This window comes from Dysosmobacter welbionis (genome assembly GCF_005121165.3).
GTDB classification, from domain to species: domain Bacteria; phylum Bacillota; class Clostridia; order Oscillospirales; family Oscillospiraceae; genus Oscillibacter; species Oscillibacter welbionis.
In genome coordinates, this window is sequence record NZ_CP034413.3 from 893353 (window position 1) to 913315 (window position 19963).

Here is a 19963-nt window from a genome sequence, read left to right on the forward strand (position 1 = left end):
GATATGTACACAGCGGTAGATCTGTTTGCCGGAGCGGGGGGACTCAGTCTTGGGTTCATGCAAACAGGAAAATATGATATTAAAGTGGCTTTTGAGAATAGTCCCTATATGCAAGATACATATCGCTTGAATCATCCAGGCGTAGAAGTTTTAGGTGATGTATGCTCGGCCAACTATAGTGACATTATGCGCAAATATGGCGCTATTGATGTTGTAATTGGTGGCCCTCCATGTCAGGGATTTTCCAATGCTAATCGCCAGAAAAACCATGCGATTAGCCAAAATAATATGCTTGTGAAGCAATATTTACGTGCAATTTTGGAACTGCAACCAAAGGCTTTTGTTATGGAAAATGTAAGCATGTTGAGTTCCGAAGTACATCGATTTTATATGGAAAAGCGCGATGAAGAGACCATTGAGCGCTGCAACATCCCAGTAAAGGATACTCTTCTGCATTTGCTGGATGCGAAGTTTATGTTCGAAAAAGCACTGACTATTGTGCAGTCGGAAAAAGAAATTTCGAAGTATCTTTGGGCAGAAGAAGATTATTACCTGTTGAATGTTATTTACAAGGCATCAAGAAGCGCCGCTAAAATGCAAAAAGCATTGGATAAACATAAGAAAAAATTACTTAAAAGAGCAGAGCGGTATTTAACGATTGCAGAGAATGATCATGTTTTTGCAGAAGCAAAAACAGCATTTCAGGCGGTAGTGGACTTCTATGAGGGAAGACTGGCTATTGATAGAATAAAAGATAAGATTGAACCGTCCATAATGATCCAGCGAATGCTGAGCAAGGCTCAAGAAATATTTGAGAATAACATTGTTGTAGACAAATATGTTCAAGATAATGGCTTAGCCGCCCAAATACGTTCATTCGCAGTTTATGATTACCTGAAAAAAATCCTCGAAGCTCCAGAAAATGATTACGTGATTTATAGCGATGTTCTTTGCGCTGCTGATTATGGTGCACCTCAAAAAAGAATGCGTTTTGTTGTTATAGGAATAAAACGTAGTATTTCTGCAAAAATTGCTTTGCCCAAGGGGCATTTTGACGCAGATGAATATCGTACAGTAAGGGATGCAATTAGCGACCTGGAAGATGTCAAGCCGGTTATTGATCTTGCTGATGACCAAAATGGCATTGTACTACAGCCCAAGGAAAACCTTAGTGAACTTGCTTCATCTTTGCGTAACTCCTTAATCCTAAGAAATCACATGGTCACGAAAACAACTGATACTGCGATGGAGCGCTTTCGTGCTCTTAAACAAGGGCAGAATTTTCATTCACTTAAAGACTCTATGAAAACGAATACCTATACAGATGCTGCACGGACTCAGAATACAATCTACCTTAGACTAAATTATGATGAACCAAGCGGGACAGTGGTCAACGTTAGAAAGTCAATGTGGATTCATCCAACGCAGGATCGGGCGATAAGTGTTAGAGAAGCCGCGCGATTGCAGACATTCCCAGATAGTTTTGTGTTCTGTGGGTCAAAGGATAAGCAGTATCAACAAGTTGGCAACGCTGTTCCTCCAATTATGGCTAAGTCGATAGCAGAAAAACTCGCTCAGATTTTGGAAAAGAATTTAGCTGGTCGTGAAAGAAATGGCTGATAATCACTCTAAAGAAGTCCGGAGCATGAATATGTCCCATATTCGCAGCACAAATTCAAAACCGGAAGAAATTGTGAGGAAATATCTTTTTTCACAAGGGCTCAGATATCGAAAAAATGTGAAGAAGCTCCCAGGGTGTCCGGATATAGTGCTGCCTAAATATCATACTGTCATTTTTGTTAACGGGTGCTTTTGGCATAGACATGATTGCTCCAGATTTGTGTGGCCGAGTTCAAATCAAGACTACTGGAGACCTAAAATCCTGCGGAATGTTGAGCGCGATAAAAAGAATACCGAAGAATTGAAGGCCTTAGGGTGGAATGTCATTACAGTTTGGGAATGTGAACTGAAAAGAGCTGTGCGAGAAGAAAACTTAAATCTGCTTATAACAAAAATCCAACAGAGTAAAAGCTAACAAACAGAGAAATGTTTTGATTCTGAAATCTTGCTTCTTGAAGGGGCATAGTTAACCTGCGAGCCCGGTTGAAGCGGTAAACAACCCCCGCACTTAAAACTCAATATTTACATTCTCTTCCATATGGGGGTATAGCTCAGATGGGAGCCCGCATCATGAGTACCCCACATCCCAAATAGCGACTGAAATGCAATGCTTCAGTCGCTATTTTTCTTAAAAATTTCAGTAGCTATTCCTGCTGACCTGTGGTATATGTTTGTGCTGCAAGGAGGCGAGCACATGAACAAACTGCTGAAGGATCTGTACGACTGCTTCTACACCCCGCCGGAGCTGGCGGCGACGAAGCGGGAAATCGAAGAATGCCACCGCGCGCTCATTGAGGCGCTGGGCAAGCCGGAGCGCCGATTGGTGCTGAAGATCATCGATGCCAAGGATCATATTTCGGAGGACACTTCGCTCGACAGCTTCATCTCCGGATTTCGGCTGGCGTGGCGGCTGTCCGCAGAATTGAATCACTATGACGATGAGCGTCCGGCGCGCTGCCAAGCGGCAGAGAAACCGGGCGCTCGTTTTACGTTCAAAAAGGAGGATGATGAACAATGAAGAAGCGCATCGTGACAGCTGTGATTACCGCTTGCTTGGCCCTGTGTGCCGCTGTGTGGCCGCAGCCAGACACACGGGAGGAACGACCCGCCCCAATACCAACGCACGCCGCAGCTGCTCCGAAAACGGATGCTGTGACAACGGCAGAAAGGAAAAATACGGAAACGCCGCGGGCAGAGCCGGACGAGGAGCTTGGCGCCGTTCCTGTCCCCACACCGGCAGAGCCGACACCTGCGGTCGAAACGCCGCAGCCGGAGCCTGCGCCTCCCGCACCGCAGCCGACCATAGAGCTGCAGCCCGGCGACGAGGTCTATATTCCGGGCTTTGGTTGGGTACCATACGAGGGGCCGAATCACCGCGAGTATGCCGCGGATATGTACGAAAATGGCAATAAAATCGGGAGCATGGGCTGAAACAGGAGCTGCTGGGAGCGGTTAAGCTGCTTGATTACGAAAGTTGCTGCACCGAAAAGTGGTTGGTATCAAAATGTGATACCAACCACTTTTTTTGTCGGTGTGGAATTGAAAAGCGCCATCCGGCGCACGATGAAAGAACTCATGTGCGCACCTGCTTGCGGGGCGATAGTGTGGGGATTTGTAATAGAAACCGCGGAAATCGGCAGTATCGTTTCTCAATTTGCAGTTGCCTATTGCATTTGATTTCGATTTATGTTACCATGTTAATGCTGAATTGTTGGACTATCCTAAGCTTCAACCATTCGTATCATGAGAGTACGAATCATATTGAACCTATGTAGTGATATAGACAATTTAGCGGACAAATGAGTAAATCCTCGAAACTATTGATTCCAATCAAATTCTCATTATGGAATTGAGAAAGCAGTTTGCTGGTTGACTGTCGTTGTCCCCCTGTTGTTTCGATGCTTTGCACCACAAAATCGAACCGGAGAAAGTGTTCTTTCGTCGGGTTTGTTTTGTTGCGTGCAAAGCGGTCTTCCGGATGATCGCAGTCCACGCACGAAGCAAAGTGCGTGGGCTTTTTTCGGTTCAGAAAGGAGGCTGATTATGGGAAAGGTATCAGGAAAAACACATACCAAAGCACAACTGGATCACTGGGCAAATCTGCATAATCCCAATAACAAGGCATATCAAGCTGACGCTGACAATCGGGCCAATCAGATGAATCCGAACCACAGATCGTACCAGAGAACTCACAATGCAAACCGCAGAAACAAAGCGCATTGGATGCCCGAGTGGGCGCCTGACTATCCGGAATACGATGATTAAAATTGGAGGTGCACGGTATGTCAAAGTACATTTTCGACTACGATGACGGCGACTTCGCCATGAGCATTTCTGACAGCATGGCGATGGACTCCGATGGGAATCTCATGATGCGCATGGGAGATCACATGGCGATGGACATGGACACCGGGGATATTCACATGATCTCCTCGTGGCCCGATGATGACGAGGAGTAGAGCATAGGCGGCAGCTCAGCGATTGAGCCGCCATAGACAAGGAAAACACTTTCAATCCGGGCAGAGAAAGCAGCGGGACAGGCCGTAAAGGCTTGTCCCGCTGTCTGTATCCTATGGCAGATATTCTTCTGTGATCCGATACCGGCTCATGCCGAAGGCGCTGCTCCGCTCCACGATCTCCGGCGGGATCTTGGGCAGATATTTCTTGCTGAAGCTGGTGTCCCCGAAGTAGGCGTCAAAGCTTGCCACCGGCAGGACGACCCATTCGCTATCATCCTGACGGTTGGCGAGGTAATAGCGGATCAGCGTACAGACGACCTCGGCTGGAATTTCCTTCGGAAGCGCCGCTTTCACTTTCTCTGTCAGTTCAGGCGGCAGCTCCGGCTCCTCTCTGCGCAGCGGTCCCAGCTCCAACGCATCGGCAAGGACATCATCAAAGCGCAGTGTCCAGGCGCCCTTGGTTTGGGACGCAAAAATCGGGATCTGATATTGCATCACCTTGCTTCGCCATGCGGCGGCAAACTTTGAGCGAATGACCTCCACATACTTGAGCGAGGTGCTGCGCACCTTTTCCGGGTGCGTCAGCATGAAGTCCGCCGCACGGAGAACATGACGGAGGAACCAGCCGACCCCATCCGCATCCACCAGCTCCGGGAACTCTGTATGCAGCTCCGAAAAGTCCGTCTGGAACTGCCACTCCTTGTCCTGCACACGCTTTCCGTCCTCTGGCACACTGCACCAGGCGCAGAGCGCACGGCGGGCGTGGTCGATCCGATTATGCGAATCACCCGAAAGGATTGCTCCATCCTCCCCGTGGAACAGGTATCCGCGGGCCAGGATGGTCAGAATCCGAGCCATTCCCTCAAACTCCAGGATCGTGGCAAAGGTGAAACGGCCCAGCCATGTCGTATCGCTCTTCCTGCTGGCGGTATAGGAAACCGTTCCGGTATATGCGCAGAATTCCTCCCGTTCGTTAATCATCCCGCACCTCCAGAACATTTTTCTCGATATACTCCGGCAGTAGATCCCACAGCAGGTCACGTCTGCCGAGAGCGACCACATAGCGCACGGCCAGAGCCGGTCTTACAATCGCGGTCAATAACTCCCGGCACTTAGCCGTCACCGCATCACGGTAGCTCTGGGAGGCGGATTTGTCCGCGAAGGCGCTCATCATGGCGGTGAAGGCTTTCGAGTCGCTTTCGCGGAACAGCTGCTTTTTCTCCCTGCCGGTGTTCTCTTCCTCTATATCACAGACAATGTCTCCGAGGATGCGGTAGCCGCCGAAGCGGAAATCGGTCAGCAGATCGTAAATATCCTCAAACTCCGGCACCGGCAGCCATTCCCGCAGGAAACGCTCCCGTGCATCCTCGTCCATGAGGTGCCAGGCCTGCTCCCGCATGGCATACAGCAGGGCGGACACCTTTTCCGGCGGCAGGCTGCCGAACAGAGCGTACAGCTCGTCAGGATCGTATGCATCCTCCTGCCCTCTGGCATATAGAATGCGCTCCACATCGCTCTTCCGCTTTTTCTCCTTCAACGGAACGCGGCAGGCCCGGATGCGGGAGAGGCAGGCATCGTAATCCCGCAGCAGCGCATCCACTGCCGCCAGCTTATCGGAGTTTAACTGTTCCTTCCAGTCCGGCTGCCGAGCGAAGGAAAACAATTCTTCGTCCTTGGCGGGCTTTGCCTTGATGCGCGGCGTGTTCTTTTTCAGCTGCTGTGCCAGATACGGCAGGCGCTCCACATTGGAGTCCACCTCGTCCCAATCCACCTTTTTGAAAAACGCCTTTACCTTGGCCGCATGGGTAGGCTCGTACCAGGCGCGCCGGGTCTCCGCCTCCTCTACCAGCGTCTTATATTTGAGGAAGGCACTGCGCTTGACGGTCTTGTGGGTCAGGTACTCATCCAGATCGGGGCGGATGCCGCTCTTAGCCGAGTCGATCTCCAGCCCGGTAAGGATGGCTAATGTTTCCGTCTCCTCCCGGCAGCGCTCCCGCTCCTCGGCGTCGGAGTTTTCGTTGTAGGCAATGATGCTGCGATCCAGCGCGGCATTGCAGATCTGACCGACGCGGGAGGAAAAGGTGCTGCGAACGGTCTCAAAGCGTGCCTCCCAGTCGTCGGCACTGCGGATCTGGGGCTGGGCCGTAGGGATCATCAGCAGAGGAATGTTCTCTGTGTTGGTGAGGGATTTGTGTTTCTCGTAGCGGTAGAGGTTGTAGTTGCGGCGGACGCAGGCATTCAGGATTGGATCAGATATGGTCTTGATCATATCACCGTCGTAGTCAGCGCCGCCCAGCCGCTCCGCAGCCAGCATATTGGAATCCACCATCACCACATCCGTCAGGTGCCCGAAATAGTAATGCCGCATCTGCTTTCTCTCTTCCTTCGCGTCGTAGAAGGAAAGCTGTAGCTCCTCGTTGCGGGCAATGTGCGGATTGCGTAGCAGCGTGCAGGCGTCGTCATGGGCATAGGCCGCTTGGGGTGCATAGAAGGAACTCTCCGGGAAGTGGTCGGTCATGACGGTGCTGTAAAACATCCGTTGCCTGCGTTTGCGCGGCGGAACAGTCGGGAGCAGAAATGCCAGAAAGTCCAGAAGATCACCGGAAAGATAACGGTTGTCTCCCGCCACGATCAGGCGGCCGACGGCGTACTGCTCCACGATCTTGTCCGCTTCGTCCTCCAGCCGCCTGGCATAGACCGGTTCGTTGATGAAATGCGGATTCTTTTTCAGCACGGCGGCAAGAATCTGGTCTTTGCCCTGATGCCGTTCCCACCAGCTGATCCAATCCGCTTTCTCCAGAAAGTAGTTCTGCCGAAATTGCGGGTTTGCGCAGAGGTTATAGTACCGTAGCTCCGTCTGCTTGGTGAGCCAATTTCGCTCGTCCGTCTCCGGGCTGTGATCCCAGCCGTCCGGCAGATCGGCGGGGCGGAACTCGTCACCCTGAATGGAAACGGTGGTCAGAAACTGATAGTTCAGCTCGGTGGTCTGTTCCGGTTTCTCCTTGCTCACATTGGTGATGTACAGCGCATGGCGGTACTTGCGAAACACCGCCCGGTAGTCCTCCCAGTTCATGCCACTGGCAGTGAGCCAGCCGTATCCCTTGAACATGCTCTTGGTGAGGATGACGTCCACATCCCGGACGGAATGCTCCATGCCCCACAGATCGGTGATGGTGTCCGTCCCGCAGAGGGTCAGGAAGTCTTTGAAGTCCACCTCGTGCAGCATACCCTTGACATAGGGCATACGGATCTGGAATGAGGTGTGGACTTTCTTCCCGCACAGCTTCTCGTCCACGACGCGGGCATATTCTTTTGAGATCAGCCCCTCGCCGTCGAAGCAGGTGATTTCGATGTCCTCTTTTTTCTCCACCCGGTGATATTTGCGGGTACTGCTCTGCGTTCCGTCGTCCTCTACGGTGATGACGCTGACATTCCGCTCTGTGCGCGTAGGATTGTCGATGACCACCACCCGGTGGGGCCGGTCAATGCCGATGCCGTCAATGCGGATACCGCTGGACAGCATCAGTCCGTTGTAGGCGTAGAGTTTGCTGAGCTGACAGTCACCGATGGTCATATCCATCATGATGCGTCGACGCACGGCGTCAAAAAAATCTTCCCGAATGAAGGACAGCCGCGCCTGCCGGCTCATGCTGCCTGACCGCTCAAAGGCGAGATATCGATGCGGGTCGGAGCCAAAATCAAGGCTCACGCCCTCGGGACGGAACAGGGCCTTGGCCTTCTCCTGTCGAATCAGGTGTTTCTTTCTGGCACCGCTCCGGTCGAATATGCCGGAGAAGTCCATATAGAAAATGACATCCGAAAGGTCGGTCACCAGCTGCCCTTCAGGTGCTCCGGTGAAAGCGTCGCCGTGCAGCACGCACATGGTCTGATAGAACAGTGCGTTATCGTCCTGCTCATGGGGCGCGGAAAGTGATTTGCATTTCTCTGTCTCGGCGGCGCTGAGATGGAAGGTATATGTCCCGTCCTGCTGCCTGCCATAGCTGATCACGGCTCTGGCGGACAGCTCGTAGATCCTGTATTTCATCAACGGCATCGGCTCACCTCCTGATGCTTCTATTCTATCATGAGGTTCCAAATTTGCAATATGGATACTGCTCCCACTTTTTCAGTGGGAGCTTTTTGCTTGCAGCTCTCAATAAAAATTATAAAGGAGGAATCCAATGCAAGAATCCACATTCACCAACTATGACCAGCTGCCGCTGTTCCTCAACGCGAACACGGTGGCGCAGGTGCTGGGCGTGTCCATCTCCAGCGCCTACGAACTCATGCACGAGACGGGCTTCCCCGCACTGCGGATCGGCAGCCGCATCGTGGTACCAAAAGAAAAATTCCGCCGATGGGTCGATGCGCAGACAGGAGGTGATGCCTGATGTTCCAGCGCTGGCCTAAGCGGGATCCGAACAAGCACTACTATCTCGTCCCAAACGAAGTCTTCAATCTCGGTCTCACTTCTCACGAGATTGCCGTCTACAATTACCTTCTGCGCTGCGAGGATCGCAGGACCTATCAGTGCCATCCCAGCTACCGCACCATCGGTCGGTCGGTGCAGCTGAGCGAAAACACCGTGCGAAAATATGTGGCCGGGCTGGAAGAGAAGGGCCTCATCCGCACGGAGCCCAGCACCATCACCACGAAGGACGGCCGCGTGCGCAACGGCAGTCTCATCTATACCATCCGTCCCATTCAGGAAGCGCTGGAGCTGAACTACCAGCGGCAATTTCTGCAGGCGGAGCGTGATATGGAGCGGGCACAGGCAGAGAAGCGGCTGGTCGAGTTGAATCAGCAGAACAAAAAGGAGGAAAGCGCATGATGCAGCAACTTGCGAACTTCATTGTAGACCATGACCCGATGATGGTTCTCCGTCGCACGCACGACACGATGCACTACATTCGGTGGGCGTGGAACAAGGATCATGCCGACCCCATCGACGAAGAAGAGCTTCGCCTGTTCCTCTGCGATGAGCACTACGGTGATCTGACCGATGAGCAAAAAGCCGTTGCCCGTCGGAGCCGGGACGAGATGCGAAGTGTCTATGCGGAGCTGTGTGTGCGCTTGCTGCAAAGTGAGATCATGCTGGAGCGTGGCATGGTGCCGGACAGCGGTACCTACCGCAGCGTGTTTTGCCCGGAAGGGGGTGATGCGCCATGGATGCTTGACCAAGCGGGATGACTGCCTTTTCCGCAAAGCGCCGCAGAGCGGCTGAAGTGCGCGTCAGCGCCGAAAATTCTCGCTTCGAGAATGACAAGTTTCGCCTTCGTGGTACGGAACGGGGCGATTGCCCCGTTCCGACCCCTTCGGCAGGCGGGCTAAGCCCACACCCCTATCAACACAAAGAAAAATGAATTTAAAGGAGATAAAGATTATGACGAAGAACACCTATAATCCCTATGAAATTATGATGGACAAGTACGATAAGGAAGAGATGCTCAGCGATGTACGGGAAGCCATGCTCTATCAACTCGGCGTGGATGTCTCCTGTGAAGAGTTGAATCACTTTTTCACCGGCAAGGGCAAAGCCGCACTATCTGGCTGTGCGGAGTGGCAGCAGTGCTTTGCAGTCGAAAAGATGCTGGAGTTCTATTATGTGCATGCGCGGGACGAGACTCTGGCTAAGCAGATCGAGACGATGACTATGCTGGCAAGCAGAGGTAACGAGCACCATGGCTAAGAATCAATTTATCCGCGCCCGCGTTGCCGGGTGGGAAAAGGACTGCATCCGCCGTAAGGCGGATGCAGCTCATATGACCGAGAGCGAGTTTGTGCGCCGGGCGGCTATGGATCGTGAGGTCACGGTCATTGAAGGTATGGATGAACTTCTGCGGGAGCTGCGCTATCAGGGAAATAACCTGAACCAGCTCACGGTCATGGCTCGGCAGGGGCGTATCACGCAGGTGAACTATGAACCCTTTACGGAGGTGTACCGGAACGCATGGCAAACATTAAATTCATTGCTGTCTCACGCAGTCTGAGCGGTATCCTGGACTATGTTACAAACCGTGAGAAAACGGTGGAGCGTCTCATATCCGGTGTCAACTGCATGGCTCAAACAGCTCAGGATGAATTCGAAGCGGTAAAGAAACAGTTCCGCAAAACAGATGGCCGCAGCTACTACCACATCGTCCAAGCCTTCGCCCCGGACGATCCGCTGGATTTTGATACAGCGCATGAGATCGGGTTGAAGTTTGCGGAATACTTCAAGGGCTACCAGTGCGTGGTGGTCACGCATATGAATACAGCGCACATCCACAATCACATCATCATGAACTCGGTAAATTTTGAAACCGGTCAGAAGTTTCATCAGAGCGCCAGGGAGATGCAGCAGGCAAAGGAGTACAGCAACCAACTCTGCCGGGAGTATGGCTTGTCCTTCACCGAGAGCAAGGCGGATCCGTTCCGTATTCCTGCTTGGAAGAAACGGCTGTGCCGTACCATTAAGGAAGCTATGGAGAACTGTGCTACCCGTAAGGAGTTCATCGCATTCATGGCGGAGTACGGCTACAAGGTGCGATGGGAGCCGAATCAAAAATACATCACCTACACCACACCGGAGAATGTCCGATGCAGAGACAATAAGCTCTTCGACCAGACGCTTCTGCGCAGCAGCATGGAAGCCTACTTCGATATGGGCGGCTGTGAGTATCTGGAAAGCCGCATCGATGCCACCGAGTACGGTGAACTCCTGCCTACGGTGGACGATGCCGTCTGCGGTTTGATCTCCATTCTGGATGCGATGAACACCGGCGACAATGACCGCTTCCATCTGGAAACACTGCATCACAGCAAGCAGGAGATCCGGCGTATTCTGGAACGCGGCGGCAAGATCGACCGCACGGTGGAATACGCTGTAGATAATGAAGAGGAACAATACGAGCAGTACCACGGGTTTTCTATGCGGATGTAATGACGAACAATTCCAAAGTTCTGATAGCTATTTCCGCAAAAGTGTGGTAGTTGTTTGTGTTGCAAAAAGAAAACGAATTCAAAGGAAGTGAAATGCATGGCAAAACGAAGACCGGCCGGCGACGGCATGGTGCGAAGGCGTGACGACGGCCGCTGGGAGGGCCGCATCGTCATCGGCCACAAGGAAAATGGCGAACCGCTGTTCCGTCACATCTACGCCAAGACGCAAAAGGCGCTGCTGGACAAACTCCATCAGAACATCGAGTGCTACCGTGATGTGGAGCTGACCGAGGACAGCCGCATGACGCTGAGCCAGTGGCTGGATCGCTGGCTCACAGAGTACAAGGCGGGTACGGTGCGCCCCGGTACCCTCGAGGGCTACCGCCGCTACATCGAATACTACATCAAGCCGCAGCTGGGCGACAAGCAGATCTCCCTCCTCTCCCAGCAGGACATCCAGCGGATGTACCGCCGCCTGAAAACGGAGGGGCGCATCCACGAGCATCCCGAGATGGGGCATCAGCTCTCCGACTCCATGGTGCGCCACATCCACTCCACGCTTCACGCCGCACTGAAAGACGCGGTGCAGGCGCATGTCATTCCCAGAAATCCCACCGAAGGTACAACGGCGCCCAAACCCAACTACAAGCCCAAGCGCATCCTGACCGGCGAGGAGCTGGATGCCTTCCGCGCGGTGGTGGAGCGGGACGAGGTGTGGCGGGACTTCTTCCAGACGGAGCTGATGACCGGCCTGCGCCGCGGCGAGATCTGCGGCCTACAATGGAGCGACTTCGATGGGAATACCGGTACGCTGAAGGTGGGCCGCACTCTCCACAGCCAGCGGAAGGGCGAGTATACCGTCGGTGAGACAAAGACCAATCAAGGTATGCGTACCATCATTCTGCCGCACAGCGTGGTGGACATCCTGCGGCGGCGAAAAGCGGATGCCATCAGCCAATGGATATTCCCTGATCCGGTGAAGCCGGAAGATCCCGTCGATCCCAACGCGGCGTATCGCCACATGAAGACGCTGCTCCAGCGGACGGGGCTGCCCAGTATTCGCTTCCACGATCTGCGCCACACCTTCGCCACCCATGCCCTCACCAGCGGCGTGGACGCCAAGACACTGTCCGGTATCCTGGGCCACACCAACGCCTCCTTCACGCTGGATACCTACACCCATGTCACCTCAGATATGCAAAAGCAGGCTTGCGGCATCGTAGGCGGCTTCATGGAGGATATTTTCGGAAAGGAGTTGAAACCGTGGCAAGAAAACGAAAAGCCGGAGACGGAACAGTAAGGCAGCGCAAGGACGGTCGGTGGGAAGGCCGCATCGTCATCGGCTATGACGATAACGGCTATCCCAAGACGAAAAATGTCCTTGCCAAAACGAAGAAGGAATGCGTCGAGAAGCTCCAGAAGCTCAAGGTGGATTGCGGCGGGCTGAAGCCCGAAAAAGTACGGTCTGAGATGCCCTTCGGGGACTGGCTGACATACTGGTATGAGAATCACTCCAAGCCTAAGATCCGCCCAACTACGCAGGAGACCTACGAGAGCCGCATCCGCCTGCATATCATTCCGGAGATTGGGGACATCCCGCTGAATAAGCTGACGCAGAACGACCTGCAGCAGTTCTACGGTCGGCTCAAGAAAAGTGGCCGGAAGCGCTTCACCGACAAGTACGGCGAAGGGCTGTCCGACCGAATGGTGCGTATGTGCCACGCCACCTGCCGCTCGGCGCTGGAGAAAGCGGTGCAGGATGGGCTGATCCGTGTGAACCCGGCCCTCGGCTGCAAGCTGCCGCCGAAGAAGGCGAGGGAGATGCAGGTGCTGACGCGGGAGGAGTTGCAACGGTTTCTCATCCAAGCGAAGTTTGAGGGCTACTATGAAGTGTTCCTCCTGGACTTAGCCACCGGCCTGCGCCGGGGTGAGCTGATGGCGCTGCAATGGGACGACCTGAACTTCAAAACCGGTGTGTTGAATGTGAATAAGCAGGTCTACGATGTGCGTGGCCAGCTTCAGATCAGCACGCCCAAGACGAAGAACTCCGTCCGCAAGATCGTCCTGCCGCCTGCTGTGGTGGCGGTGCTGCGGGAGTACAAAAAGACGGTGAACTCCCGCTGGATGTTCCCGTCGCCGGTGAAGGAGGACTGTCCCATCACGCCCGGCGTGGTGCGGCGCAGGTTGCAGCTCATCCTGGAACACGCTGGGTGCAAGCATGTACGCTTTCATGATCTGCGCCATACGTTCGCGACCTTGGCGCTGGAGAACGGCATGGATGTGAAAACGCTCTCCGCTATGCTGGGTCATGTGTCGGCGGCCACCACGCTGGACATCTACACCCACATCACCGACGATATGCGGCTCACGGCTGCCGCCAACATTGACCGTGGCATCGGCAAAGCAGCGCCGCAGGAGGACGCTTCAGAGTCGGGGGAGGAAACTGCCCCGGCCCAGGCGGAAAAGCCGAGTATGACCGATTTTAAGCCCTACGTGGGCCGCAAGCGCAGGTCCGGCACCGGCTGCGTCAGCGAGATCAACGACCACCTCTTCGAGGGACGCTATTCCCCCAAATGGCCCGACGGCAAGAAACACGCCCGCAACATCTACGCCCGTACCCGCGAGGAATGTGAAGAGAAGTTGAAGGTGTTGATCGTGGAGATGAAAACGGAAATTGCGGAAGCACAGCGGCTGAGGGATATAGACGAAGGTAATGGAAGTCCGCCAGAAGAGCAGAAAAAGCGGGGAAAGAAGACATAAAAAACACCGGTAAGAGTGTGAAGTGATTGGTACACTATTTACTTTACAACACAATGTCTCAAATTCTACACCGCAATAAAACAATGATAGAGAACTGTTTATGATTCTGGTTATGAATACGACCTAACTGATAAACAAGTGCCCTAACACACTTGATTGTGTGTTAGGGCACTTCGGAAATAATGGGGGGACGCTGGTTTCAGCTCGGCATGAGCAAAGAGCGTATTCCGCAACCACTTTGGTTGCGGAATATGACTGTGAATTGGTATTTCATGTATGACAGAATTACAGAAAATTATATCCCCAGTTTATCAAAGAGGATTCTATTGCGCTTCTTTGCGTCATTTATAATTTTGTCATAAGATAAGATTTCGATATATGCATTCATCTTATCATTATACTTATAATACCCAAGTTTATCAGGTGTTTGTGAAAAATCGTGGAAATCCAAAATCTGCTCTAATGTGGTTGTGATGTCACACACGGCATATAAGTAGAATTTGGTGTTTTGTCCGACTCTGATTACACGTCCATCTTTATCCCTTTTTTTGTTGCTCCTCAACTGTGAAACATATTCATATAACTGATTGACAGGATTATTACTGCTATTATAGTCATCTCGCATCGGACGTTTGAGTTCAAACAAGACAATATTCTCGTATTCTCGACCGTCATTTTCTTCATCAGAAACAGCGACTGGAGAATCCAAGATCATTATGTCTGTTCGGTCTTCTTTCGGATTGTTATTAAACGGAATATCGGAGGAAATATAACTGCAATAGGCGAGCTTCTCATCCAGCAACCACAAATTATGATTGCTATAAGGAGTATCCGCAGAGGTTGTTCTCATTGGATAAATGATATTATGGAGAAAACTCTCTTTTTGAAAATGCCCATCATCATTTTGACGTATTGCAAACTCCATCAAGTCGAGGATAACCTTGCGGTGAGCAACATATTCGGCTAATGCGGCCCCATTAGCGCTATTTATTTTTTCGATTTGCAATCCAAATTTCTGTATGTACTCGTCTGAACTGATTACACCTTTATTCAGTTCATCGAGAAGCTGAGTATTTTCTTTGGCTGTTGTTCTATCGAACTCTCTTTTTATACGATGTAGTTCATCATCCAATTTATCCTCACTTAAATTAGGCTTGATTTTCGCAATTGCCTCAGGTGTGTACTTCAACAGATGACGAAACTGTGGGGCCCGATGCGTTACATAATCTGTTATTCTTCGAATTTTTTCTGTGGCAATAGGCTGAAGGTAGTCTTTAAGAAATTCATTTACTTCGACGACAACCGCTCGCATGATCTGATCCATAGTAATCATGTTTGCCATGCTATCTAATGGGCCACCGTCAGGAATGTTAAAGGAAAGCCTGTTCATATCAACGGCCTCATCGAGGTAATGCCCTCTCAAAACACCAACATACCAGAATCCACTTTTTCGAAGATTTGTCGATCAAGATCGGTAATATACTTATCCAGTTCTTTTGTTTCTACTAAGCGGTTATGTGCACACAAATATAATTTGTTGCCGTTGATAGTGGACTCTTCGGCTTTTACATGGAGCAACTCAAAGGTTTCATCATTCAAGACAATAGTCTTGCTGTTAGCTTCAGATCGAATTTTCTCCTTAAATATATGATTTAAGTTATGAGTTTCATCAATATCCTGCAGGATGATTTGGGGACAATCATCAGAAATGAAATATACAAGACAATGCTGGATTATCCGCATAGCAATGGTAATACTGCGTTTAGGAACATTATCGGCATACGGTTTAATGTAATTGAGCAATCTGACTGTCGTTTGATTATCATTATACCCGGTGCAGTCGGTGAGGGTATCATTGATGCCAGAATTAGAAATGGAGAAATCAAAGGATCGTTTTACATATTCATCTTCCTCGGAATAGACACTCTCTATCTCAGCTTTTTCGAATGCAATCAGCCAAGAAAACCGTCCGACACCCTTGCCGCCAATTTGGGATTTGTATGTTGAGTCCGATTCCATAAACGAAGCAATATTTGCTTCATTGAATCCAATTCCATTATCAATAATTTCGAAGGACTGAATTTGGGGCAATTCACCAGTGCCATCGAGTACAAACTGTCCATCACGAAGAATTCTGATAATTATTTGGCCTTCAAAAGATGGATCGGTGGATTTCCGCTCACCAATGGCATGAATTGCATTCACGATAGCCTCAAAAAGCGGCACAAGTGGCTGATTTTTAGGAAGATTAAAGTTTTTTACGCGACCGCGTATATTGATTGAAAACGGTCTCATATGGTAGCAACCTCCTTGCTGATAGAATTGCTTTGATTGGTTACTTGGACGAGTATCATAGGAAAGCGCCCTATGTCATTTACAGTTTCCATCATTAAAGTTTTCCAAATCGAGTGCCGTGCGGCTTTTTGGCCGCTTTACACTCGAATTGTTGCTTGACATAAAATAACTCCTCTTTTGGAATCAAAAAAGACCAAAAGAGGAGTTGAATACAAATATAAAAAGCAACAGCTTAAAATGATCGTATGGGGGACTCGAACCCCCGTCTACCTCTTAGTCAAGGAGGCGCTCTATCCAACTAAGCTAATACGGCTAATTGGAATATTAAAATTATAACACAGTCAAATTAATACTGCAAGAGGGAAAAATGTTTGATGGAAGGCTTTTGTGTGGGATGGACTTCTGTATATTAAAAGTGCTTCCGACAGGATTTACTACCGAAAGCGGACGGTTTTGCTGTAGAGAGTAACTCAGAAATTGCGCCGCAATAGACAAAGAATAAGAAAATCCCTCTGAAATCAACGATTTCAGAGGGATTTTGGTCCGAGTAGTGCGGCTCGAACGCACGGTCTCCTGGTCCCAAACCAGGCGCGATACCAACTTCGCTATACCCGGATATTCACTTTTCTGTCATGATACCACGGCGAGCGGTAAAAATAAAGTTTTTTCTGTCTGTGGTCATTCCTGTGGTCAAAGCCGCTTTTATGCCGTTTTCAACGACTGGGGGAAATCCCACAAATGCAGGTGTCACAAGGCTTTCCGGCGTTTCGCCTTGCTCCGTCCCGGATACCGCCACGGCACACCCAAAGAGTTGAAGAAAAGTTTTTTGTATAATTTCGGTTTATTTTCTGACGTTTCTGCTCTGGTTTATTTGCTTTCCGTCACTCTTTAGAGGTGCTGTTTCCATGTGTTCCACACCACACTGTGGCTAAAACTGTGGTCAAAACACCCCCCATGCCTTTTACAAGTACCGCATGGAAACGATAAAGGGCAGGGATGTTTGCGTTTTCAGATGTCCACATTGGCGCCTCATATTCAGAGCACTCGGCTCCATTTTGCCTCAACCCACGAATCAGAATTTGCGGAACATAAAACAAAAACGATCGGAACTGCCTCAAGTATGAAAAAGACGTCCCACATAGCTGGTCATGGGGAAACAGGCATGGTATAATGACGGTGAAAATCCACATACCCAGAGGTGAGCTCATGTACCGCATCGCCGTTTGCGAAGATGACCCGCGCACCGCGGAGCAAAATAAAACAGCCGCCTGTCATGTGCTGGAGGGAAAAGGACGTTCCCAGGGACGGGACTATGACGTGGAGGTATTCCACACCGCCGCGCCGCTGATGAAGCGGCTGACCGCGGACCCGGACGCCTATCAGCTCCTGCTGCTGGACATTCAGCTGGACGGGGATAATGGTGTGGAGCTGGCCCGCTTCCTGCGGGAACATAAGGTCAGCGCCTCCATCATCTACATCACAGACCACCCCGGTTTCGCGCTGGACAGCTTCCCCACCTACCCGCTGGAATACCTGCTCAAGCCGGTGGACGAGGGGCGGCTGGCTGCTGCCCTGGACTGGGACTGGCAGCGGCGGCAGGACCGGAAAAAGCGCCCGGTGCTGCGTGTGGGCGGTCGGACCGTCCCCCTGGACGAGATCGCCTATCTGGAGACCGCCGGGCGAAAGACCGCGGTCCATACCAGAGAGGAGCGGATCGAATACACCGTTCCTCTCTCCAAATTAAAAGAGGAATTCCAGAAGCAGGGCTTTTGCCTGAGCCATTTCAGCTATCTGGTCAATCTGGCCCATGTGGCGCGGGTAGAGCGGGACGCCCTTACCCTGGACACAGGGGAAGCCATCCCCGTCAGCCGCCGGTATTACCAAGACTTCATGGCCCGCTATGTGGAATCCCTGAAATAGAAACTCCGCTGCTTCCTGTTGGAAACAGCGGAGTTTTTCTATGCTTCCGTTTTGGGGAGCAGCAGAGCGGTGCTGGCGGAAAAGGAGTCTTCGATGGCTTTCAGGACCAACTCACTGTGATACTTCCGGGCGGTGGCCCGTGCGGACTTGAGTCCCATACCGTGGAGTGTGCCGGGCTTGGTTGAGTTATATAGCCCCTCTTCCGGGTCGAAGTTCACCGGGGCGAACCGGGCGTTTTCTACTCCCACATACAGGTATTCACCCCGGAGGTGCATGGTCACCCGGAGCCACTTCTCCGCCCCCTCGGGGCTTTTTCGTTGGCTTCCAGCGCGTTTTCCAGCAGGTTCATCAGCAGGGGGCAAAGGTCGCTGTTGGGTATGTGGAGTTCAGGCGGCAGCTCCACCCGTACCTCGGCGCGGACGCCTGTCTCCGCGCCCCGGGCCAGCATGGCTGTCAGAACGGTGTCCACCGCCGGGTGGACGGTGTAGCCATTGCTTCGGTTCAGCTCGGGCCGCTGGGACAGGGACTCCAGATACTTCTGGATCTCCCCCATATCTCCCTCCCGGCACAGGCCCTGGAGGGCGGTGACATGATGCCGCAGGTCGTGGCGAAGAGTCTGGATCTCCTCATTGTGCTTCCGAAGATTTTCATAGTTTTCCCGAATCAGTTCCCCACGTTGAAGGAGAAGCCGCTCCTCGGTGCGGCGCTGGGATTCCCGCCGGAACAGGTCAATGAAGGCGGCCAGGATGCCGGCAGCCATGGTCAGTGCGGACCACGACCACAGCAGGAAGCGGGGCAGGCCATTTTGGAAGCCGGTCCGGAGATGAATCATCAGCTCACGCCCCCATGTGGGATCGGCCGCAGCATGGACACCGCATACAGCCAGCCCCATTCCCAGGACCGCCAGGAGCAACGGGGAGAACAGCCAGTAGAAGCCGTTCCCCCGCTTTCTCCAAACCAGGGAGAGGACCGCAGCGGCCAGCAGGCCCAGAAGCCCCAGATACTCCGATACCACTGTCAGCAGAGAAGTGGCAGAGGCCCGGCCCAGCAGTGCGGTCAGACCGTGGAGAGCCGCTGTCCCCCACAGAATCCAGCGCAGCCGCCCGTTGCCCCGGCTCCCCAGAAAGAGCAGCAGAGAGGTCAGGCACAGGGCGCGGCTCAGAGCGTTCAGATCCACTTCCGGGTATGGGAGATAGTGACCGAAAAAGCTGGCGGCCCCCAGAGGGACCAGCATGAGGAAAAAGGCGGCCAAAGAGAATATGAAAAGGCCAATGTCCCAACGACCCCGGAAGCTCTGCCACAAAAACGCAGTGGAGAGCAGAAGCCCCAGCACAAAGCAGAGGGCCGCAGGGATGGCAGTCCGGAAGCTCTCTGCCACGATGCCGCTCTCATAGGCATATCCGCAGCTCAGCGTCACCGTGCAGGGGTAAACGGTAGGCTCCATCTCCGGGATCTGCTTTTCCCCCAGGCCGGTGGACTGGGCAATGGTCAGGGTTTTACCCAGATAGTCCGGGGGCAGGGTGATCTCCACCGGCTCCAGCCGGTCCCAGCCCAGCATGGGCAGCGTCAGCTCTCCCACCCCGCCGGATTGCTCCGGACAGTCCGTGTAGAGGCGCTCCCCATCCAGGAACACCGCCACGCTGCGGTTGACCGTGTCCAGATATAAAACGGGGCTTTCCACCTCCTCGGTCAAAATCCGGGAAAAGTAAAAGGTCTGCCCCGGCGCGGAAAGACCCGTGTAGCCGATGTCCCCATCGGGCAGCAGGTCTGTTCGCTGTTGCCCCTCCTGGATATAGACCTCCCACTGGACGGTTTCTACGGACAGGTCAAAGGTCTGTTCCGTCATGGGCTGGGTAAAGAACAGCAGCGCCGCAGCGAAAAATCCGCACAGGAGCAGAACCATAAACGCCGCCGCGCCCCGTATGATCCAACGTCTCATTCAGCCCGCCCTCCCATCTAACGTGTTTCCTATTCTAAGAGTAACGGGG

Annotated in this window: 23 protein-coding genes and 2 tRNA genes; 16 read left to right on the forward strand and 9 right to left on the reverse strand. The window is 52.3% G+C overall.

Annotated features, from left to right (window positions below; genetic code table 11):
• Positions 1-3: 3 nt before the first annotated feature.
• From EIO64_RS04745 to EIO64_RS04775, 7 genes are all read left to right on the forward strand, one after another.
• A complete protein-coding gene (locus tag EIO64_RS04745; protein WP_136890891.1) occupies positions 4-1620 on the forward strand; it encodes a DNA cytosine methyltransferase in 1617 nt (538 codons plus the stop codon).
• A gap of 31 nt (positions 1621-1651) precedes the next feature.
• The gene (locus tag EIO64_RS04750) at positions 1652-2035 is read left to right on the forward strand and encodes a very short patch repair endonuclease (RefSeq protein ID WP_333635469.1); all 384 of its coding nucleotides are present in this window, start codon (positions 1652-1654) and stop codon (positions 2033-2035) included.
• 279 nt (positions 2036-2314) lie between these two features.
• Positions 2315-2638: a DUF6809 family protein gene (locus EIO64_RS04755; RefSeq protein ID WP_249390804.1), complete on the forward strand. Its 324-nt coding sequence runs from the start codon at positions 2315-2317 to the stop codon at positions 2636-2638.
• A gap of 134 nt (positions 2639-2772) precedes the next feature.
• Complete coding sequence (locus EIO64_RS04760; protein WP_207754068.1) at positions 2773-3051, forward strand: DUF6550 family protein; 279 nt, start codon at positions 2773-2775, stop codon at positions 3049-3051.
• A 30-nt stretch (positions 3052-3081) separates the two neighbouring features.
• Entirely contained in the window at positions 3082-3297 is a 216-nt protein-coding gene (locus EIO64_RS04765) for a hypothetical protein (protein WP_136890893.1), read from the forward strand.
• Between the two features lie 366 nt (positions 3298-3663).
• Positions 3664-3885 carry a hypothetical protein gene (locus tag EIO64_RS04770; RefSeq protein WP_136890894.1) on the forward strand — a complete coding sequence of 74 codons (222 nt, stop codon included), beginning with the start codon at positions 3664-3666 and terminating at the stop codon, positions 3883-3885.
• A gap of 17 nt (positions 3886-3902) precedes the next feature.
• The gene (locus EIO64_RS04775; RefSeq protein ID WP_170180087.1) at positions 3903-4079 is read left to right on the forward strand and encodes a hypothetical protein; all 177 of its coding nucleotides are present in this window, start codon (positions 3903-3905) and stop codon (positions 4077-4079) included.
• A gap of 111 nt (positions 4080-4190) precedes the next feature.
• On the opposite strand, the gene EIO64_RS04780 is transcribed toward EIO64_RS04775, so the two are convergent.
• Together EIO64_RS04780 and EIO64_RS04785 are read right to left on the reverse strand one after the other, a co-directional pair.
• On the reverse strand, positions 4191-5060 hold the full coding sequence (locus EIO64_RS04780; RefSeq protein ID WP_136890895.1) for a hypothetical protein: 870 nt from the start codon (positions 5058-5060) through the stop codon (positions 4191-4193).
• Complete coding sequence (locus EIO64_RS04785) at positions 5053-8133, reverse strand: RNA dependent RNA polymerase (RefSeq protein ID WP_249390805.1); 3081 nt, start codon at positions 8131-8133, stop codon at positions 5053-5055. The genes EIO64_RS04780 and EIO64_RS04785 overlap by 8 nt, the downstream gene beginning before the upstream one ends.
• Before the next feature lie 127 nt (positions 8134-8260).
• On the opposite strand from EIO64_RS04785, the gene EIO64_RS04790 reads away from it, so the two are divergent.
• The 8 genes from EIO64_RS04790 (at position 8261) to EIO64_RS04825 (ending at position 13760) form a co-directional block, all read left to right on the forward strand.
• The gene (locus tag EIO64_RS04790; protein ID WP_136890896.1) at positions 8261-8470 is read left to right on the forward strand and encodes a helix-turn-helix domain-containing protein; all 210 of its coding nucleotides are present in this window, start codon (positions 8261-8263) and stop codon (positions 8468-8470) included.
• Positions 8470-8910 carry a helix-turn-helix domain-containing protein gene (locus EIO64_RS04795; RefSeq protein WP_249390806.1) on the forward strand — a complete coding sequence of 147 codons (441 nt, stop codon included), beginning with the start codon at positions 8470-8472 and terminating at the stop codon, positions 8908-8910. The genes EIO64_RS04790 and EIO64_RS04795 overlap by 1 nt, the downstream gene beginning before the upstream one ends.
• Positions 8907-9269: a hypothetical protein gene (locus EIO64_RS04800; RefSeq protein WP_136890898.1), complete on the forward strand. Its 363-nt coding sequence runs from the start codon at positions 8907-8909 to the stop codon at positions 9267-9269. The genes EIO64_RS04795 and EIO64_RS04800 overlap by 4 nt, the downstream gene beginning before the upstream one ends.
• A gap of 193 nt (positions 9270-9462) precedes the next feature.
• Positions 9463-9768, forward strand: coding sequence for a hypothetical protein (locus EIO64_RS04805; protein ID WP_136890899.1), 306 nt, complete (start codon positions 9463-9465; stop codon positions 9766-9768).
• On the forward strand, positions 9761-10069 hold the full coding sequence (locus tag EIO64_RS04810) for a plasmid mobilization protein (RefSeq protein WP_136890900.1): 309 nt from the start codon (positions 9761-9763) through the stop codon (positions 10067-10069). Before EIO64_RS04805 ends, EIO64_RS04810 begins: the two co-directional genes overlap by 8 nt.
• Positions 10030-11001, forward strand: a complete 972-nt coding sequence (locus EIO64_RS04815; RefSeq protein ID WP_136890901.1) for a relaxase/mobilization nuclease domain-containing protein — start codon at positions 10030-10032, stop codon at positions 10999-11001. Before EIO64_RS04810 ends, EIO64_RS04815 begins: the two co-directional genes overlap by 40 nt.
• Before the next feature lie 96 nt (positions 11002-11097).
• Complete coding sequence (locus EIO64_RS04820; RefSeq protein ID WP_136890902.1) at positions 11098-12300, forward strand: tyrosine-type recombinase/integrase; 1203 nt, start codon at positions 11098-11100, stop codon at positions 12298-12300.
• Positions 12264-13760, forward strand: coding sequence for a tyrosine-type recombinase/integrase (locus EIO64_RS04825; protein WP_136890903.1), 1497 nt, complete (start codon positions 12264-12266; stop codon positions 13758-13760). The genes EIO64_RS04820 and EIO64_RS04825 overlap by 37 nt, the downstream gene beginning before the upstream one ends.
• 295 nt (positions 13761-14055) lie before the next feature.
• Here EIO64_RS04825 and EIO64_RS04830 read toward each other — a convergent pair whose 3' ends face one another.
• The 5 genes from EIO64_RS04830 to EIO64_RS04850 form a co-directional block, all read right to left on the reverse strand.
• Positions 14056-15150: a hypothetical protein gene (locus tag EIO64_RS04830; protein ID WP_249390807.1), complete on the reverse strand. Its 1095-nt coding sequence runs from the start codon at positions 15148-15150 to the stop codon at positions 14056-14058.
• Between the two features lie 29 nt (positions 15151-15179).
• Entirely contained in the window at positions 15180-16055 is an 876-nt protein-coding gene (locus tag EIO64_RS04835) for a hypothetical protein (protein ID WP_249390808.1), read from the reverse strand.
• Positions 16056-16294: 239 nt separating this feature from the next.
• Positions 16295-16368 (reverse strand) — tRNA-Val (locus EIO64_RS04840).
• Between the two features lie 226 nt (positions 16369-16594).
• A tRNA-Pro gene (locus EIO64_RS04845) sits at positions 16595-16670 on the reverse strand.
• Between the two features lie 4 nt (positions 16671-16674).
• Positions 16675-16851: a hypothetical protein gene (locus tag EIO64_RS04850; protein WP_207754069.1), complete on the reverse strand. Its 177-nt coding sequence runs from the start codon at positions 16849-16851 to the stop codon at positions 16675-16677.
• Between the two features lie 410 nt (positions 16852-17261).
• On the opposite strand from EIO64_RS04850, the gene EIO64_RS04855 reads away from it, so the two are divergent.
• Positions 17262-17975: a LytR/AlgR family response regulator transcription factor gene (locus EIO64_RS04855; protein WP_158629702.1), complete on the forward strand. Its 714-nt coding sequence runs from the start codon at positions 17262-17264 to the stop codon at positions 17973-17975.
• A gap of 38 nt (positions 17976-18013) precedes the next feature.
• Here the strand turns inward: EIO64_RS04855 and EIO64_RS04860 are convergent, their stop codons facing one another.
• Positions 18014-18250, reverse strand: a complete 237-nt coding sequence (locus EIO64_RS04860; RefSeq protein ID WP_158629703.1) for a GHKL domain-containing protein — start codon at positions 18248-18250, stop codon at positions 18014-18016.
• Between the two features lie 2 nt (positions 18251-18252).
• A complete protein-coding gene (locus EIO64_RS04865; protein ID WP_136890906.1) occupies positions 18253-19914 on the reverse strand; it encodes a sensor histidine kinase in 1662 nt (553 codons plus the stop codon).
• Between the last annotated feature and the right edge of the window lie 49 nt (positions 19915-19963).

What these genes read in the sequence shown, in the direction of transcription:
- EIO64_RS04745 (WP_136890891.1), top strand. Translation starts at nt 4, where the DNA reads ATGTACACAGCGGTAGATCTGTTTGCCGGAGCGGGGGGACTCAGTCTT.
- EIO64_RS04750 (WP_333635469.1), top strand. Translation starts at nt 1,652, where the DNA reads ATGTCCCATATTCGCAGCACAAATTCAAAACCGGAAGAAATTGTGAGG.
- EIO64_RS04755 (WP_249390804.1), top strand. Translation starts at nt 2,315, where the DNA reads ATGAACAAACTGCTGAAGGATCTGTACGACTGCTTCTACACCCCGCCG.
- EIO64_RS04770 (WP_136890894.1), top strand. Translation starts at nt 3,664, where the DNA reads ATGGGAAAGGTATCAGGAAAAACACATACCAAAGCACAACTGGATCAC.
- EIO64_RS04775 (WP_170180087.1), top strand. Translation starts at nt 3,903, where the DNA reads ATGTCAAAGTACATTTTCGACTACGATGACGGCGACTTCGCCATGAGC.
- EIO64_RS04780 (WP_136890895.1), bottom strand. Translation starts at nt 5,060, where the DNA reads ATGATTAACGAACGGGAGGAATTCTGCGCATATACCGGAACGGTTTCC.
- EIO64_RS04785 (WP_249390805.1), bottom strand. Translation starts at nt 8,133, where the DNA reads ATGCCGTTGATGAAATACAGGATCTACGAGCTGTCCGCCAGAGCCGTG.
- EIO64_RS04790 (WP_136890896.1), top strand. Translation starts at nt 8,261, where the DNA reads ATGCAAGAATCCACATTCACCAACTATGACCAGCTGCCGCTGTTCCTC.
- EIO64_RS04795 (WP_249390806.1), top strand. Translation starts at nt 8,470, where the DNA reads ATGTTCCAGCGCTGGCCTAAGCGGGATCCGAACAAGCACTACTATCTC.
- EIO64_RS04800 (WP_136890898.1), top strand. Translation starts at nt 8,907, where the DNA reads ATGATGCAGCAACTTGCGAACTTCATTGTAGACCATGACCCGATGATG.
- EIO64_RS04805 (WP_136890899.1), top strand. Translation starts at nt 9,463, where the DNA reads ATGACGAAGAACACCTATAATCCCTATGAAATTATGATGGACAAGTAC.
- EIO64_RS04810 (WP_136890900.1), top strand. Translation starts at nt 9,761, where the DNA reads ATGGCTAAGAATCAATTTATCCGCGCCCGCGTTGCCGGGTGGGAAAAG.
- EIO64_RS04815 (WP_136890901.1), top strand. Translation starts at nt 10,030, where the DNA reads ATGGCAAACATTAAATTCATTGCTGTCTCACGCAGTCTGAGCGGTATC.
- EIO64_RS04820 (WP_136890902.1), top strand. Translation starts at nt 11,098, where the DNA reads ATGGCAAAACGAAGACCGGCCGGCGACGGCATGGTGCGAAGGCGTGAC.
- EIO64_RS04830 (WP_249390807.1), bottom strand. Translation starts at nt 15,150, where the DNA reads ATGAACAGGCTTTCCTTTAACATTCCTGACGGTGGCCCATTAGATAGC.
- EIO64_RS04835 (WP_249390808.1), bottom strand. Translation starts at nt 16,055, where the DNA reads ATGAGACCGTTTTCAATCAATATACGCGGTCGCGTAAAAAACTTTAAT.
- EIO64_RS04855 (WP_158629702.1), top strand. Translation starts at nt 17,262, where the DNA reads ATGTACCGCATCGCCGTTTGCGAAGATGACCCGCGCACCGCGGAGCAA.
- EIO64_RS04860 (WP_158629703.1), bottom strand. Translation starts at nt 18,250, where the DNA reads ATGCACCTCCGGGGTGAATACCTGTATGTGGGAGTAGAAAACGCCCGG.
- EIO64_RS04865 (WP_136890906.1), bottom strand. Translation starts at nt 19,914, where the DNA reads ATGAGACGTTGGATCATACGGGGCGCGGCGGCGTTTATGGTTCTGCTC.